Origin of the sequence: Curvibacter lanceolatus ATCC 14669 (assembly GCF_000381265.1) — a bacterium.
Lineage (GTDB): Bacteria > Pseudomonadota > Gammaproteobacteria > Burkholderiales > Burkholderiaceae_C > Curvibacter > Curvibacter lanceolatus.
Genome location: NZ_KB906261.1, coordinates 35,372 through 51,658, shown reverse-complemented (window position 1 = coordinate 51,658; position 16,287 = coordinate 35,372). Strand labels below are relative to the sequence as shown.

Here is a 16,287-nt window from a genome sequence, read left to right as displayed (position 1 = left end):
ACCCCTGTTTGGCAACCGGTCCACCCACAGCCTCAATCCCAGTGTGAGTCGGTGGCGGGCTCGTGAAAAGAGGTTTCCAGAAGGCACTGGTTGTCCTCTGCGATACGGTACATGTCATCCAGCAGCTCGGCGATCATCTCGTCCAGCGTGTCGCGGGACTGGTAGGGAATCGCCAGTTCATAGAGCGTGCCCTCAGTGTTCAGGCGTTGCGTCGCAAAACGCTCGAAGCAGGTCTGCTCGATCAGTCGACGGCCCCTGGCCAGGCCCCGCGACTGCTTGCTGAAGCGGGCCAGCACCATGGTGACGCGCACGATCGCGATGGGCATCTCTTCTGCGGCCGGCAAGCGTAGAACTTGGACCTGTTCGGTCCCTGGCAATAGAGGATGCGTTGGTTTGCGAGGTGTCGGTGCCAACACTGTCAGTCCCTGCTCGAACCGGGCTTGCAGGCTTGAATTTGACGCGTCCAGATAGCGCATGGCTGACTTGACATCTTTCCAGCCGACGTACTCCATCAACTCCTTGATATCCCAGCCGCTGGCGCGGGCCCAGCCGGCAAACCCGCGGCGCATGGAGTGGCTGCTGTATTCCTTTGGCGACTCGACACCCGATTCTGCAAACAGGCTGCGCAGCAAGGGGATCACGCTGCTGGCATGCAGGTTTTCCCCTGCGATATGACCCCAGCGGTCAATTTTTCGAAACACCGGACCCTCGTTCAAACCGGCCAGGTCTATCCAGGCCTTGTAGGCGGTCACGGGACACAGGAGCGATAGCGCTGGGCATTTGAAAACCCGGCCCTGCAGTTGCCGGTCGCCCTTGCTGCGGCCCAAGTAGCAGGCCATGCCCTCGCCCGGGGTGACCTCGGTGTTCTCAACGCGCAGGTTGAGCAGCTCGTCGGAGCGAAACCCGCGCCAAAACCCCAGCAGCATCAGGCTACGGTTGCGTGTGTGGCGAAGCAACGCAGATTGGTCGCCAGCCTGCTGAGCGTTACTGATCGCGGCATCGAGCCACTGATCAACCTGCTGAAGCACCGCCAGCTCCAACGGACGTGCACGCTTTTCTGGCTCGGCGTGGACGGAGCGAATGCCTTTGAGGACCTGGCGCACCAGCGGCGACTTGGTGGGATCGGCGAAACCTTGATCGGCATGCCAGCGGGAAAGCGCCGCCAGCCGCTGGCGCAGCGTGTTGATGGTCAGGGTAGCGGCGTAGTCGGCCAAGTAGCGGGCAATGGCGTCTGTAGTGGCCGGCAGCAGGCCCTTCCACTCGGTTTCAAAATGTCGAATCGCAGCGGCGTAGCTCCGACGCGTGTTATCACGCTCCGCAGCCTTGATGTACTGGGCAAGACGGTTCATCTGCTTGCGGAATAGCTATGGGTCAAGGCCGGCTCAGGTGGCATCATTTTCAACAACGTCCACAGCAGCATGACCACATGCGAGCAACACGTTGCGTCCGATCATAGAGGTGATTCTTCTCGAACAGCCGTTGACCTGTGGGTGTGAGCTTGGCACCACTGCCCGTGGGACCCCTATCGCTTCTCGGTCGGCACAACAGACAAAGGTTAGGACGGTCAGGCGATCGACTTTGAAAGCTTAGAAGATTGGCCGACCCGCCAGCCAGTGGACGGCAGGCAACTCCGTTGCGTGCCTGCTGCGAAATTGGCGTGGCACCATGCGCGAATGAGGCCCAGATAGCCAAAAGCCTCCTTGCGGAGGCCGTCAACTCTGTACACTGGGGCGCCCTTGCGGGTGGGCCGATCAGCGCGTCGACACGAAATATACCTGCTCGGCAGGTTGACGGCAACTCCGCATTACAGCTATCCAGTGCTTTCGTGTGCCGCCGCTGCCTCAGGGTGCTAATTTTGTGGGAGCCCGCATAGGTCACGAGGTAGCGCACCGTGGTCTCACGGTCGGCCGCCTGCAGATAGTCATAGAGCTCACCCACAACATCTCCCGTCAGTGCAGCCAGACTGGGCACCTCCTGCTGGTCTGCACGCACGACTTTACCGCCTCCATCAAAGGCAATCGTGCCAGGCGCAGCAGTCGTTGCCCGATCAGCGGGAACGGGTCCGGCTCACGGTAGAGACGGGATCAAGTAGTCCTTGCCTTCCCAGACGACACATGCTTCGTCGACCATTGGCAAGCTCGAAGCCAGTCCGGTGGGGGGCAATTCAATGCCGCATAGCTGCAGGGACAATGACGGGGCCAGTGCGCGCCTCACAAGCGGCTCCAGGACTGGCCCCCTTTGGGATCTGCCGTCTGCATTGCCAGCACCGGGGACGCTGCTGACAATGGATCGCTTCAGGGTGCAGGTACTGCCGGAACTGGTGCGCCGACGCGGCGAAGTGCCCAGCTCGGATGCTTTTGCGAGCGCTCCAGCTCAGCCAGCACATCATCGCGAGTCGCTGCCTTGCCCTTCACTGGTACAGGGGCGCCAAAGCGGTGGTACTGCCATAGGCCGTCCGTCTTGGACTGGTCCATCTCCGCCACGACCTGGTCACGCGATTTGCCAGCTTGCGCGTGTTCCGGGTGCGTCGTGTACCCCATCTCGGTCGTCGCGGGATGGATCACGCCACTGGCCATGGCCGGGGCGACGGCCGCCGCAAGCGACAAGGCGGTCAGGAAGGTGCGAACTGTCATGTGTATCTCCTTGGGTTTGAATGAACGTGCCCCGGAAACTGCACCAACGTCTGGCCAGCCGACGAGTCACTGACCGTATGCCAACAGCTTGCGCACCGCAGGATTACAAGTTTGTTATGTTGTCGCGCCTGGCTGTGTGATCGATTCGACACTGCCGGGCATTGCATCGGCCGGCGCTTGAAAGTGATGGTTCCGCCTGGGATGCCACTACAATTTTCCGGATGCACACCCGCGCCCATCTGCTTGTTTTCCTGTTGGTACTGTTGCCGCTGCAACTGTGCTGGGCTGCGGTGGGCGCGTACTGCGACGATGGCGGACCGGGTTCCTTGCCTCTTGTGGCAGTGCATTGCTGCGAGCACGCCCAGCAGCGGGATGGTGCGATGAATGAGCCCGCCCGAGCCGGCGATGCAGCGCCCAGCGTGGACTGTGGTGCATGCCATCTGCAGGGCTGCGAAGCCTTTCAGGCGCAACGCGATCTTGTGCCGGCCTTGCACCTCGCGCGCTTTCATACCGACACGCGCGGGTGGCCGTCTTCAGAGTCCGCCAGTCGCCCCGAACGCCCGCAGTGGCACGCCCTGGGCTGACCAGGGCATCGGTCGCCAACCGTCTCCGATCCCCGCCAAGCGTGCCAGCACAGCGTGTGCTGGCCTCCTGTGATGCCTTCGGGATCTTTTCATGTCCACCACTGACGGGTCGCACGGCCCTGGAATTTTCACATGCAGTTGCGCCTTGCTTGGCGCTTCCTGCCAGAACCGTTGTCCAAGGGGGTGGCTATGAGTCGACCCTCGATGCTGCTCTTGATCGCTTGGCTGCTGGCTGTGTGCGCCACGGGCGGTGCGTTGTTCATCGGCGAAGTCATTGGCATGGTTCCTTGCGTCTTGTGCTGGTACCAGCGCATTGCCATGTTCCCGCTGGCCTTGCTTTTGGGTATGGCCTTCTACAGCGAAGACCGCCGGGGTGCTGTCTATGCCGTGCCTCTGGCGCTGGCGGGTGCTGCCGTGGCGCTCTACCACAGCCTCTTGGTGGCAGGCCTCGTCCCCAAGGCTTGGGTTCCCTGCGGCGCCGGCGTGTCTTGCGCCGATCAGAAGCTCGACATCTTCTACGGCATTGAGTTGCCCTGGCTTTCACTGGCGGCGTTCATTGCCATCGCCGTTTCACTCTCCCTTTATCTGCGTAAGACAGCCAAATGAATCACCGCAAACTCATCATCTTCCTCGTGCTGGGCATGGCCTTTGTGGCATTCCTTGTCGGCGTGAATCTGTACCAGAGCCGCGTGCAAAGTGCACAGGAGCTGCAGGTGGCAGGACAGGCCGAACGCCTGGTCCGAATGCATTCGCCCGTGATCGGTCCCCGTGAGGCACCCGTGACCATCGTCGAGTTCTTCGATCCTGCCTGCGAGACCTGCCGCGCTTTCTATCCGGTGGTGAAGGAATTGATGCAGCAGTACCCCACCGAGGTGCGGTTGGTCATCCGCTATGCACCTTTCCACCAGGGCTCGGAACAGGTGGTCAAGTTGCTGGAATCGGCCCGGCGGCAGGACAAGTACCTGGCCGTGCTGGAGGCGGTGCTGGCCGCACAGCCACAGTGGGCGGACCATGGAACCCCCAAACTGGAGTTGGCCTACAAGGCGGCTGAGCAGGCGGGACTGGACATGCCGCGGGCATTGGCGGACATGGCAGCCCCTGCGCTGAACGCCGTTGTGCTGCAGGACGTACGGGACCTGACCGCCCTCAAGGTCGAGAAGACTCCCACCTTCTTCGTCAACGGTCGCCCGCTACCCAGCTTTGGCCACAAGCAACTGGCTGAACTGGTGGCGCAAGAGGTCTCCAAAACCAAGAAATGAACGCGGAACATCGGTGAAGGCTCCGCACGCCCATCTGGCGCGCTCGGCGCGCAGAGGCGAACGCTCAGTGGGCATGTGCATGCTCCTTCGTTTCTGAGGGGCTTGGCTTGGCGGATGGCTCCACCCGGGTACCGCGAAGCAGACGCAGGCCGTTGGCCACCACCAACAAGCTCGCGCCCATGTCCGCGAAGACAGCCATCCACATGGTTGCGGTGCCGACCACCGCCATCACCAGGAACACGCTCTTGATGCCCAGCGCCAGGGTGATGTTCTGCCAGAGGATCGCGTGGGTGCGCTTGGACAGCCGCACCGTCTCCGCGACGCGCTCCAGGTTGTCGTTCATGATGACCACGTCGGCCGCTTCCATGGCGGTGTCGGTACCTGCGCCACCCATCGCAAAGCCGATATCGGCCTGGGCCAATGCCGGCGCATCGTTGATGCCATCGCCGGTCATGCCGGTGGCCCCATAGCGCTTTTGCATCTCTTTGATGGCATCGAGCTTGGCTTCGGGCAGCAAATCACCGCGGGCGTCATCGATGCCGGCCTGCGCCGCGATCGCCTTGGCCGTGGCTGTGTTGTCTCCGGTCAGCATGACCGAGGTCACCCCCAGTGCCTTGAGATCGACAATGGCCTGCTTCGATGTCTCCCGGATCGTGTCAGCCACGGCAAACAGGGCCAGGACGCGGGAGTCGTCGGCCAGGAGTGTCACCGTGCGACCCTGCTTTTCGTGAATGGCCAGCTCCGCCTCCACCTCGGGGGTGCACAGTCCTTGCTCATGGATGAGCCGGTGGTTGCCCAGCACTAGGCGCAACCCGTTGACCACGCCCTCGACACCGCGCCCGGGCAAGGCCTTGAAGTTCTCGGCCTCCGGACCTTGCACTTCCAGGCCCTGGACGATCGCTTTGGACACTGGGTGATCGGACCTGCCGGCCAGGCTGGCGGCCATCTGCTGGGTAGCGACTTTGTCACCCGCACCCCAAACCTTCCATTCCACCAGCTTGGGCTTGCCTTCGGTGATGGTGCCCGTCTTGTCCAGCGCCACGGCCTTGAGGAGCCTTGCGTCCTCCAGATAGGTTCCCCCCTTGATCAGGATCCCGCGACGCGCGCCAGCGGCCAATCCGCTGACCACCGTGACAGGCGTGGAAATCACCAGGGCACACGGACAGGCGATCACCAGCAGGACGAGCGCTTTGTAGAGTGCCTCCAGCCAAGTCAGGCCCATCAGAGACGGCGTGAGCACCGCCACCGCCACAGCGATGGCGAAGACCGCGGGCGTATAGATGGCGGCAAACCGATCTACGAAGCGTTGCGTCGGTGCGCGCGTACCCTGCGCTTGTTCGACGGCTTGAATGATCCTGGCAAGAGTGGTGTTGCTGGACAATGCCGTGACCTGGAACTCCAGCTCACCGGTTTCGTTGATGGTGCCGGCAAACACCTGGTCGCCAGGTGCCTTGTCCACGGGGATGCTCTCTCCGGTGACCGGGGCCTGATTGATGGCCCCGTTTCCCTTGGTCACCTTGCCGTCCAGCGGCACACGTTCACCCGGTTTGATGCGCACGGTTGCGCCAATGGCCACCGAGGCCACCGGTGTGACGGACCATGCGCCGTCAGGGCCGAGGACCAGAGCTTCTTCCGGGGCAAGCTCCAGCAAGCCCTTGATGGCGTTGCGGGCCCGGTCCACGGCCTTGGCCTCGATCAGCTCGGCAATGGCGTACAGTGCCATCACCATGGCGGCCTCAGGCCACTGGCCAATGAGGAAGGCGCCTGTGACGGCCACCGACATCAGGGCATTGATGTTGAGCTTGCCGCGCATCAGCGCTGCAAGGCCCTTCTTGTAGGTGTCGATGCCCGCCAGCCAGATAGCCAGCGCGGCGATGGCCATGCCCGCGATCTTCCAGGCCATTTGGTCGGGCGCGAAGAAGGAGAGCACCTCCGCGCCCGTGGCGAACACAAGCGCTGCGACTAGGCGAGAAATGCCACCGGCAAACCCGTGTCCGTGGTCATCTGCGTCGGCATGTTCGGCGGCCGGTCCTCCTTCGGTTTGCACCGCTGCAGCTACTGGTTGCGGATCGAAGCCCGCTTTGCGGATCGCGTCCAGGGCCAAGGGGTACGCGCTTTCTGTCGCATCGATTTTCAGCGTCCGCGCGCCGAGCTGGAAGCCCAAAGAGCGGATACCTTCCAGTGGCTCCAGCGCCCGGCGGATTTCTGCCTCCTCGGCACTGCAGTCCATGGTCGCGATTTTGAACAGCTTGCCTTGGCTGATGGGATCTGATGCCGCAGCTACAGGCTGCGGATCGAAGCCTGCTTTGCGAATCGCCTCCAAGGCCAAAGGGTACGCACTTTCCTGGGCATCGATCTTCAGCGTGCGCGCGCCGAGCTGAAAGCCCAGGGAGCGAATTCCCTCCAATGGCTCCAGCGCCCGGCGGATCTCAGACTCCTCGGCGCTGCAGTCCATGGTTGCGATTTTGAAAAGCTTGCCTTGGCCGGGGACGCCTGCTGTGGTGCTCTCAGGGGGGACAGGACTTGAGCAACCTGCGGAACCGCAGGAGTCAACGCTTGTGGAGGTGCTGGTTTCTGGTTTCATGGCCTAATTGGAAACCCTGTAGTGACCTTAAAGTCAAGCAGTGCGTGAGATGTCGCTGCCTTGTCCTACGTAAACCGGATTTTTGCGAAGCACCCCCTCAATGAAAATCGGCGAACTCGCCAAAGCCACTGGCACCCAAACGGAGACCATCCGCTATTACGAGCGCGAGAACCTCCTGCCGATTGCAACGCGCACAGAAAGCAACTACCGGGTGTACGACAGCAGCCACGTGGAGCGGCTGGCCTTCATCCGCCACTGCCGCTGCCTGGACATGACGCTCGATGAGATCCGCGTGCTGCTGCATTTCAAAGACGCGCCCGGTGAGAACTGCGGCGCGGTGGACGCGCTCCTTCAGGCACATATCGAGCACGTCGTGTCTCGTATTCGGGAACTGCAAGCCTTGGAGGTGGAGCTTCGCAGTCTGCAAGAGCAATGTTCGCCAGGCCATCTGGCCGGGGACTGCGGAATTCTGGGTGGCCTGGCTACAGCCGCGCGCCAGCACAACCACATGCCGCCAACGCAACCCGGCGAGGGGCATCCGCCGGGAGCGCATGGCGAAATCGGATCTGGCACCAGACAGACGGCACTAGGCAGGCGCTGACCCAAAAATCCACTCGGCAAGCCGCGCCACCACCATTCGGCTCCTCGGCTGCGAGCGCCGCACGCGATCGGTGGTCACTGGGCGCGGATCTCTATCCCGACACTCGTCACGCCATTCTCTGACCGTGCGACTGGCTTGCCCTGATGCATCCGAGCGATTGCGCCAACGATGGCCAGGCCCAGGCCATGGTTGCTTTGTCCATGGCTGCGGGCGGGATCGGCGCGGAAGAAGCGGTCAAACAGGTGCGGGAGAATTTCGGGATCGATGGTGTCGCCGCAGTTGGTGACGCTGAGCAACACGTGCTCCTCATCGACGGTCCTGAAGATGACCTGGACGATCGAGCCTTTTCTCGCGTACCGGGTGGCGTTGCCCAGCAGGTTCGACAAGGCCCGGCGCAACAAAGGCACATCAAAGGCGCCATGGGCGTCGCCCACCACCTTGGCAGTCAAGCCGGCATCGGCCAGTGCTGCCTCGTGGTAATCCAACACGTCCGCAGCCACCGATGCGAGGCTGGCAACGCGAGTGCGGCGTGCGCCCACGCCCCGATCCGCCTGGGACAGAAACAGCATGTCGTTGACGATTCCCGTCAGGCGATGCAGTTCTTCCAGGTTGGAGGCAAGGACCTCCCGCATGTCCGCCTGCTCAGGACGCCTGAGTGCCAGCTCGTTGTTTGCAATGAGGGTGGCCAGTGGGGTGCACAACTCATGCGCCACATCTGCATTGAAGCCTTCCATCTGCGAGTAGGCCTTCTCGATGCGTGCCAGCAGCGCATTGAACTGGTCGATTAACGGCACCAGCTCCAGAGGCTGCTCGCCGCTGTCGAGCCGGTGGTGCAGGTTGTCCGCAGACTTCTTCGTCGCCTGCCGTTGTCCTGGCACGCATCGAGGTGGATCGGCGCAAGGCCCTCACTGATCTGGAACAAAGCAAGCGAGTGCCGGACGTCACCGTCAGCGTGGGCATGCAACGCAGCAACGAGACGCAGCGCAACGTGCTCCTCTTCGGTGTTTCTGTCCCGCTACCAGTGTTCGACCGCAACCAAGGCAATCTCCTGGAAGCACTGAAGCTTGAGGACAAGGCGCGAGATGACTTGCAGGCGGCCACTGTGCGTCTGCACAGCGAAGTGGCACAGGCCCGGGAACGACTGTCCACGATTGCAGCGGAGGTGCAGTCGCTGCAGCAGGATGTTCTTCCAGGGGCGAAGTCCGCCTATGACGCGGCAACCATTGGCTTTGAGAACGGCAAGTTCAATTTCCTGGAAGTGCTTGATGCGCAGCGCACCTACTTCACCGCCAAATCCCAATATCTCAAAGCACTCGGCGAAGCACATCGTGCGGCGGCCGAGGTGGACCGCCTGCTCGGTGGCCCTTCCGACCCCCGCCTGATCGCAACGCAGAACTGAGAATGACCATGAACACCAGCAAATCCTCCATCAGCAAAAAGCACCTGATCGCCATTGCCGTCGTCCTCGCATTGGGGGTCGGGGCCGGCGCCTTCATCTTGCAGGGCGGCGGAAAGCCCAACACGGCAGCTGCCGAAGGCGATGGCCACGGGCACGGCGGCCACACTGAAGCCAAGGGCCACGGCGACGGTGAGCACCACGGCAAGGCAGGAGAAAAGGGCCACGACGATGACAAGGGCCATGCGGACGGCGAGCACCACGAAAAGAGCGAAGCCAAGGGCGCTCACGGCGGTACCGTTTTCAAGGAAGGCGATTTCAGCCTGGAGGCGCTGCTGTCCGAGGATGGTGGAGAGCCGCGGCTGCGCATCTGGTTGTTCGACAAGGACAAGGCGCTGCCGCTGAATGCCGCGACGGTCACCGCAACGGTGACCCGCCTTACAGACGAAAAGCAGAAGCTGACTTTCGTTCAGGAAAAAGACAGCCTGGTCAGTAAGGAAATCGTTCCCGAACCCCATGCATTCGAGATCGAGATCATCGCGCAGACGGCCACCGAGCCCTTCATGTTCGTGATGAGCAAGGAAGAAGGCAAGGTTGAATTGGCAGACGCCCAGATCAAGGCTGCCTCGATTACGGTGGATACGACATCCGCCGCCAACATCAAGACGGCACTCTTGCTGCCTGGTGAAATCACGCTCAACGAAGACCGCACCTCGCATGTGGTTCCACGGCTCGCCGGTGTGGTGGAAAGCGTCAGCGCCAGCCTTGGCCAGGTCGTCAAGAAGGGACAAGTCCTGGCGGCCATTGCCAGCCCCACTGCCTCGGAGCAACGCAGCGAGCTGCAGACGGCCCACAAGCGCCTCGCTCTGGCCAAGACGACTTACGAGCGAGAAAAGAAGCTGTGGGAGCAGAAGGTATCTGCCGAACAGGACTACCTGCAGGCCAGGCAAGCCCTGAGCGAAGCAGAGGTGGCTGTGGCCAACGCCAATCAAAAGCTGAGTGCGCTGGGCCTGTCCACCTCGTCGGCTTCCGGTCTCAACCGCATCGAGCTGCGTGCGCCCTTTGACGGGATCGTCATCGAGAAGCATCTGAGCCTGGGCGAAGCCGTCAAGGAAGATGCGGCCGTGTTCACCATCTCGGACCTCTCCACCGTTTGGGCTGAAATCAACCTTCCAGCGAAGGATCTGCCGTCGGTGCGGGTGGGGGAGAAAGTCACCATCAAGGCCACTGCGTTTGATGCGTCGGCCACGGGTACGGTTGCTTTTGTGGGCGCGTTGATCGGCGAGCAAACCCGCACAGCCAAAGCCCGCGTGGTTCTGGACAACCCCAAAGGCGCCTGGCGCCCCGGCCTGTTCGTGAACGTCGAGGTTATTTCTGAAGAAACAGCGGCACCTGTGACGATCTCGGCTGACGCGGTGCAGAACCTTGGAGACAAGCCCGTTGTCTTCCTGAAGGTCAACGGTGGGTTTATTGCTCAGCCCGTGAAGCTGGGCCGCAGCGATGGCAAGCGGATCGAGGTCCTTGGGGGCCTCAAGGCCGGCATGCCTTACGCCTCGACCGGTAGCTTCGTCGTGAAGTCCGAGCTCGGCAAGGGATCTGCCGAACACACGCACTGATCCCGGAGCCTATACATGTTTGAAAAACTCATCCGATTCTCCATCGAGCAGCGATGGCTGGTGCTGCTTGCGGCCTTCGCGATGGCGGCCTTCGGCGTCTTCAGCTACCAGAAGCTGCCTATTGACGCCGTGCCCGACATCACGAACGTCCAGGTCCAGATCAACACGCAGGCGGCCGGCTACTCGCCCCTTGAGACCGAGCAGCGGGTCACATACCCGATTGAGACGGTCATGGCCGGCCTGCCGAACCTGGATCAGACGCGGTCGCTTTCGCGGTATGGACTGTCGCAAGTCACCGTCATTTTCAAGGACGGCACCGACATCTATTTCGCCCGCCAACTCGTTAACGAGCGCATCCAGGAGGCCCGGGACAAACTGCCGGCTGGCATCACGCCAGCGCTGGGGCCCATCTCGACCGGGCTGGGGGAAATCTACCTTTGGACCGTCGAAACCAAGGACGGCGCGAAGAAGCCCGACGGCTCACCCTACACCCCGACCGACCTGCGCGAGATCCAGGACTGGATCATCAAGCCACAGCTGCGCAACGTTCCTGGCGTGACGGAAATCAACTCCATCGGCGGCTTCGCCAAGGAATACCAGATCGCGCCCATCCCCGAGCGCCTGGCTTCGCTGGGCGTGACGCTGCAGGACGTATTGACCGCTCTGGATCGCAACAACGGAAACGTGGGCGCGGGCTACATCGAAAAGCGCGGCGAGCAGTACCTCATCCGTGCGCCTGGCCAAGTGAAATCCCTGGAGGACATCGGCAACGTGATCCTCAGCAGCGCCAACGGCGTGCCCGTGCGCGTCAAGGACGTGGCCGAAGTGGGCATTGGCCGGGAGCTTCGAACCGGAGCTGCTACGGACAACGGACGGGAAGTGGTTCTCGGCACCGTGTTCATGCTGATTGGAGAAAACAGCCGGACCGTCTCCCAGGCGGTAGACAAGAAGATGGTGGAGGTCAACAAGAGCCTTCCAGAGGGTGTGCATGCGGTGACGGTCTATGACCGCACGGTGCTCGTCGACAAGGCCATCGGCACGGTGAAGAAAAACCTGCTCGAAGGCGCGGTTCTCGTGATCGTGATCCTTTTCCTTTTCCTGGGGAACATCCGCGCAGCGATCATCACCGCAATGGTCATTCCCTTGTCGATGCTCTTCACGTTCACGGGCATGGTCCAGTACAAGGTGAGTGCCAACCTGATGAGCCTCGGGGCCCTGGACTTCGGCATCATCATTGACGGTGCTGTCGTGATCGTTGAGAACTGTGTTCGGCGTCTTGCCCACGCGCAAGCGCATCATGGGCGGCCGCTGACCCGGGCAGAGCGCTTCCATGAAGTGTTCCTCGCGTCCCAGGAATCGCGCCGCCCCTTGCTGTTCGGGCAACTGATCATCGTGGTGGTGTACCTGCCCATCTTCGCGCTCACGGGTGTTGAAGGAAAGATGTTTCACCCGATGGCGTTCACCGTGGTCGCTGCACTGCTCGGCGCGATGATTTTGTCGGTGACGTTCATCCCGGCAGCGGTTGCCCTTTTCATTGGCAACCGGGTCAGCGAGAAGGAGAACTTTCTCCTTGGCTATGCCAAGCGCATGTACGCCCCGCTGCTCGATCGCGTGATGGGCGCCAAAACGCTGGTTCTCACCATTGCCGCAGTGGCTGTGGTCTTGTGCGGACTGATTGCCACCCGCATGGGCAGCGAATTCGTTCCCAACCTCAATGAGGGTGACCTTGCCATCCAGGCGCTGCGCATTCCGGGAACCAGCCTGTCCCAGTCGGTGGCTATGCAGCAGCAGATCGAGCGGACACTGAAAGCGAAGTTTCCCGAGATCGAGCGCATCTTCGCGAGAACCGGCACTGCCGAAATTGCGTCGGACCCCATGCCGCCGAACATTTCGGACGGGTACATCATGCTCAAGCCCGTGGACGAATGGCCTGAGCCGCGCAAGACCCGAGACGAGTTGCTTGCCGCAATTCAGGAAGTCCTGGGCAAAATTCCTGGCAACAACTACGAGTTCTCCCAGCCCATTCAGTTGCGCTTCAACGAGCTGATCTCGGGTGTGCGAAGCGACGTGGCGGTAAAGATTTTCGGTGACGACATGGACGTGTTGAACAAGTCCGCCGAAGAGGTTTCCGCAATGCTGCAGAAGATCCAGGGGTCATCCGAGGTGAAGGTCGAGCAGACAACAGGCCTTCCGATGCTCACGGTGAATATCGACCGCCAGAAGGCCGCACGCTATGGCCTGAACGTCGCCGACATCCAAGACACCGTGGCCACGGCCATCGGCGGACGTGAGGCCGGCACCATGTTCGAGGGCGACCGCCGATTCGACATCCTGGTTCGACTGCCCGAAGCCCTGCGCAACGACCTGGAGGGAATGAAGCGGCTGCCCATTGCGCTCCCACGCTCCGGAACGGGCACGGAGGGCAAGACAAACTTCATTCCGCTGGGTGAGGTCGCTACGTTCGATCTGGCACCAGGACCCAACCAGGTCAGCCGCGAGAACGGAAAGCGGCGCATTGTGGTGAGCACCAACGTGCGCGGACGCGATGTGGGATCTTTCGTGGCTGACGCCGAGCAAGGCCTCGCTCAAATCAAGATCCCTACGGGCTACTGGACGAGCTGGGGTGGAACCTTCGAGAACCTGCAATCGGCTACGAAGCGCTTGCAGATCGTCGTGCCCGTGTCCCTGCTGCTGGTCTTCGTCCTTTTGTTCGCGATGTTCGGAAACGTCAAGGATGGATTGCTGGTCTTCACCGGTATTCCATTCGCGCTGACGGGCGGCATCTTGGCGCTTTGGCTTCGCGACATTCCGATGTCTATCTCAGCGGCCGTAGGGTTTATTGCGCTGTCGGGGGTGGCCGTCCTCAACGGGCTGGTGATGATTTCCTACATCCGAAGCTTGAGAGAAGGTGGTGTGGGCCTTGACGAGGCGATCCGTGAAGGCGCTCTGACCCGCTTGCGCCCCGTTCTGATGACCGCCTTGGTGGCCTCACTGGGCTTCATTCCCATGGCCATCGCTACAGGCACTGGCGCTGAAGTCCAGCGTCCCCTGGCAACCGTGGTGATTGGCGGAATTCTTTCGTCCACGCTGCTCACGCTTCTCGTGCTGCCGATTCTTTATCGGCTGGCCCACCGACCCGATGAGGAAGACGAGGATGTTTCGGCCGAACCCAAACACCCGGACGCACCCGCACCGGTGTAAGCGCGGGAGGTCCCGCTCGCGGCGGGACCTCTCCTTTCCCTAAATCTCGCTCCAAAGGAACTTACATGAAATTCTCTCAAGTCCTCATCGCACTGGTAGTCTCGATTTCCGGCACGGCCTTCGCTGCCGATGACCACGGCCACGAAGCCAAGCCAATGCACGGGGGCGTCACCGCCCAAGCGAAGGATGTGGACTACGAGCTAGTGGCCAAGGCCGACAAGCTGCAGTTGTTCATGCGCGACCACGGCAAACCGTTTGACGTCTCAGGCATGACCGCGAAGGCCACCATCCTGAGCGGTAGGGACAAGCAGGAAGTCCAGCTCCAGCCCGTGGACGGAAAGCTCGAAGCCGCCGGTAATTTCAAGGTCGCGGCAGGCACCAAAGCCGTGGTTGCCGTCTCGAAGGCTGGAAAGGCCGTGGCTTCCGTCCGTTTCACGCTGAAGTAGCGCGAAACGAGGCTGCAACTGCCATGCGATATGGCCAGGTGGCAACTCCAGGTTGGGCACGAACTCCCCGCACCAGGGGAGGCCTCGCTGCGCGGGGGTGCAGGCAACGCTGTCCGCCTTGCCGTGCGTCGCCTCTTGGAGAGAACTTGACGCCGCCCGTCCGGTTTCGCTAGAGGGGTGATGCATGTCCATGCAGTCGGCCCCGGACGGACTATTTGCCAAGCTGTTCTGGATATGGATCGGCTTGCTGGTATCCGTGTTGGTGTTTTGGGGCCTGCGCCACCTCTGGCTCAAGTACCACCCGCCGCTGGTGGAGCGGACCAAGTACAGCCAGCGCCTTGCAAACAGACTGAGAGAGCGTCAGGCGCTGCGCTTGCAAACCAGGCCCCCCAAGAAGCCGCGATCGCACGATCACCACTGAGGCTGGTACGAACCGGCCATACCTGAGCAGCCGCTCGGCTGCGTGCCTGCATGCCTGCATGCAGCTTGCACCACGGCAGATCAAAAATGAGGCCGAGACACCATGGCATACAGACCCTACTGGATCGTGACGTTGTTGGCGTCGGCAGCATTGGCTGGGTGCGCGACCCCTGTCTACGAGGGCCGCTTTGCCTGGAGTGATGGTTGGCGGACCGGTGTCGTAGAACGGATCGGACTCGACGAATTGGCTCAACGCAGATACGAGTGGCAGTGCGGGTTCTCACCGCCTCGCCAACCCGTGGAGGTCTTCGCGGTAGTTCGGTGGAGGGAGGTAGGTAGGGTTCGGTGGCGGGTGGCCGCTTACCGCGAGAGTGCATCGATTGAGCTGAACTCTGCGGTCTATGTGAACGTCCGCAACTGCGAGTCTTTTTTGCATAAGCGCACAAACATTCAGCCCTGATCGATGGTGCCACCGGCACCGGCAAGCGCAGCTTCCTTTGGCTGGAACAGCACCACAACGAAACTCAAGGAGAACACACATGGGCAAGGGATCTGAGCACGCCTTACCGGCGCCGGGAAACGAGAAGGCATTGCGCTACGCGCTGATGCTGACCGGTGGCTTCATGCTGGCCGAGGTCATTGGTGGGGTCATGCTCAACAGCCTGGCGCTGCTATCGGACGCCGCACACATGTTCACCGATGTGGCGGCACTGGCGATTGCGCTGGCCGCCATCCGGGTGGGGCGCCGCGCCATGGACGACCAACGCACCTTTGGCTACCACCGCTTCGAAATTCTCGCTGCCGCATTCAATGCCTTGCTGCTCTTCGGTGTCGCGGCATACATCCTGTATGAAGCATGGCAGCGCTGGAGCAATCCACCAGCGGTCCAAACGACTGGCGTCCTGGTCATCGCGGTGCTTGGCACGATCGTCAATATCGTGAGCATGCGCCTCCTGTCCGCGGGCAAGGACTCCAGCCTCAACGTCAAAGGCGCCTACCTGGAGGTCTGGAGCGACCTGCTCGGCTCGATCGGCGTCATCATTGGTGCGCTGGTCATCCGCTTCACCGGGTGGAACTGGGTGGACACCGTCATAGCCGTCGCTATCGGCCTATGGGTGCTGCCGCGCACCTGGATCCTGCTGAAGGAAACACTCAATATTCTGCTGGAGGGCGTGCCCGAGGGCATAGACCTGCCGCAACTCAAGCAGGCCCTGCTGGGCGTGCCAGGGGTGCTTTCGGTGCACGAGCTGCATGTCTGGGCAGTCGGCAGCGCAAAGACGAGTCTGAGCGCGCACGTAGTCTATGACCCACAGACGTCGCAACCGCAGGCCTTGCTCGTCGCGGTAAATCAGCTACTGGCATCGCAATTCGCCATCACCCACACCACCGTTCAACTGGAATCCACCTCCTGCATTCAGGGGGAGCTGGACAAGGCAGAAGGCCGAAGCACCGAACATTGGAAAGCGCCCACATGATGGGATGCCCAGTCCCGAGTGTCTGGAGCCGCATCGCGCCGTTCAGAGCAGGGACTGAGCGCCGTGGCGTTT

General features: G+C 61.8%; 13 protein-coding genes. 9 read left to right on the top strand and 4 right to left on the bottom strand.

The genetic code is table 11. From position 1 onward, the window contains the following. Positions 1 to 32: 32 nt before the first annotated feature. Positions 33 to 1,349 (bottom strand): site-specific integrase, encoded by a 1,317-nt coding sequence (locus tag F624_RS32610; RefSeq protein WP_019575464.1) that lies wholly within the window; start codon positions 1,347 to 1,349, stop codon positions 33 to 35. Positions 1,350 to 2,294: 945 nt separating this feature from the next. After that, on the bottom strand, positions 2,295 to 2,633 hold the full coding sequence (locus F624_RS0116660) for a DUF4148 domain-containing protein (RefSeq protein WP_019575463.1): 339 nt from the start codon (positions 2,631 to 2,633) through the stop codon (positions 2,295 to 2,297). Positions 2,634 to 3,349: 716 nt separating this feature from the next. Between F624_RS0116660 and F624_RS0116655 the strand changes: the two genes are divergently transcribed. Both F624_RS0116655 and F624_RS0116650 read left to right on the top strand, forming a co-directional pair. Further along, complete coding sequence (locus F624_RS0116655) at positions 3,350 to 3,823, top strand: disulfide bond formation protein B (protein ID WP_019575461.1); 474 nt, start codon at positions 3,350 to 3,352, stop codon at positions 3,821 to 3,823. Next, complete coding sequence (locus F624_RS0116650) at positions 3,820 to 4,476, top strand: DsbA family protein (protein ID WP_019575460.1); 657 nt, start codon at positions 3,820 to 3,822, stop codon at positions 4,474 to 4,476. Before F624_RS0116655 ends, F624_RS0116650 begins: the two co-directional genes overlap by 4 nt. A gap of 64 nt (positions 4,477 to 4,540) precedes the next feature. On the opposite strand, the gene F624_RS0116645 is transcribed toward F624_RS0116650, so the two are convergent. Then, positions 4,541 to 7,060, bottom strand: coding sequence for a heavy metal translocating P-type ATPase (locus tag F624_RS0116645; RefSeq protein WP_281170942.1), 2,520 nt, complete (start codon positions 7,058 to 7,060; stop codon positions 4,541 to 4,543). Between the two features lie 100 nt (positions 7,061 to 7,160). On the opposite strand from F624_RS0116645, the gene cadR reads away from it, so the two are divergent. Continuing rightward, positions 7,161 to 7,661, top strand: a complete 501-nt coding sequence (gene cadR, locus F624_RS0116640) for a Cd(II)/Pb(II)-responsive transcriptional regulator (protein ID WP_019575458.1) — start codon at positions 7,161 to 7,163, stop codon at positions 7,659 to 7,661. A gap of 74 nt (positions 7,662 to 7,735) precedes the next feature. Here cadR and F624_RS0116635 read toward each other — a convergent pair whose 3' ends face one another. Beyond that, the gene (locus tag F624_RS0116635; protein ID WP_019575457.1) at positions 7,736 to 8,539 is read right to left on the bottom strand and encodes an ATP-binding protein; all 804 of its coding nucleotides are present in this window, start codon (positions 8,537 to 8,539) and stop codon (positions 7,736 to 7,738) included. 8 nt (positions 8,540 to 8,547) lie between these two features. Between F624_RS0116635 and F624_RS0116630 the strand changes: the two genes are divergently transcribed. From F624_RS0116630 to F624_RS0116600, 6 genes are all read left to right on the top strand, one after another. Beyond that, positions 8,548 to 9,060, top strand: coding sequence for a TolC family protein (locus tag F624_RS0116630; protein ID WP_019575456.1), 513 nt, complete (start codon positions 8,548 to 8,550; stop codon positions 9,058 to 9,060). Between the two features lie 2 nt (positions 9,061 to 9,062). After that, positions 9,063 to 10,673 carry an efflux RND transporter periplasmic adaptor subunit gene (locus F624_RS0116625; RefSeq protein WP_019575455.1) on the top strand — a complete coding sequence of 537 codons (1,611 nt, stop codon included), beginning with the start codon at positions 9,063 to 9,065 and terminating at the stop codon, positions 10,671 to 10,673. A gap of 15 nt (positions 10,674 to 10,688) precedes the next feature. Continuing rightward, the gene (locus tag F624_RS0116620) at positions 10,689 to 13,874 is read left to right on the top strand and encodes a CusA/CzcA family heavy metal efflux RND transporter (RefSeq protein ID WP_019575454.1); all 3,186 of its coding nucleotides are present in this window, start codon (positions 10,689 to 10,691) and stop codon (positions 13,872 to 13,874) included. A gap of 65 nt (positions 13,875 to 13,939) precedes the next feature. Continuing rightward, the gene (locus tag F624_RS0116615; RefSeq protein WP_019575453.1) at positions 13,940 to 14,320 is read left to right on the top strand and encodes a hypothetical protein; all 381 of its coding nucleotides are present in this window, start codon (positions 13,940 to 13,942) and stop codon (positions 14,318 to 14,320) included. A 184-nt stretch (positions 14,321 to 14,504) separates the two neighbouring features. After that, the gene (locus tag F624_RS0116610) at positions 14,505 to 14,741 is read left to right on the top strand and encodes a hypothetical protein (RefSeq protein ID WP_019575452.1); all 237 of its coding nucleotides are present in this window, start codon (positions 14,505 to 14,507) and stop codon (positions 14,739 to 14,741) included. Positions 14,742 to 15,279: 538 nt separating this feature from the next. After that, positions 15,280 to 16,215, top strand: a complete 936-nt coding sequence (locus tag F624_RS0116600) for a cation diffusion facilitator family transporter (protein ID WP_019575451.1) — start codon at positions 15,280 to 15,282, stop codon at positions 16,213 to 16,215. The last annotated feature ends 72 nt before the right edge of the window (positions 16,216 to 16,287 follow it).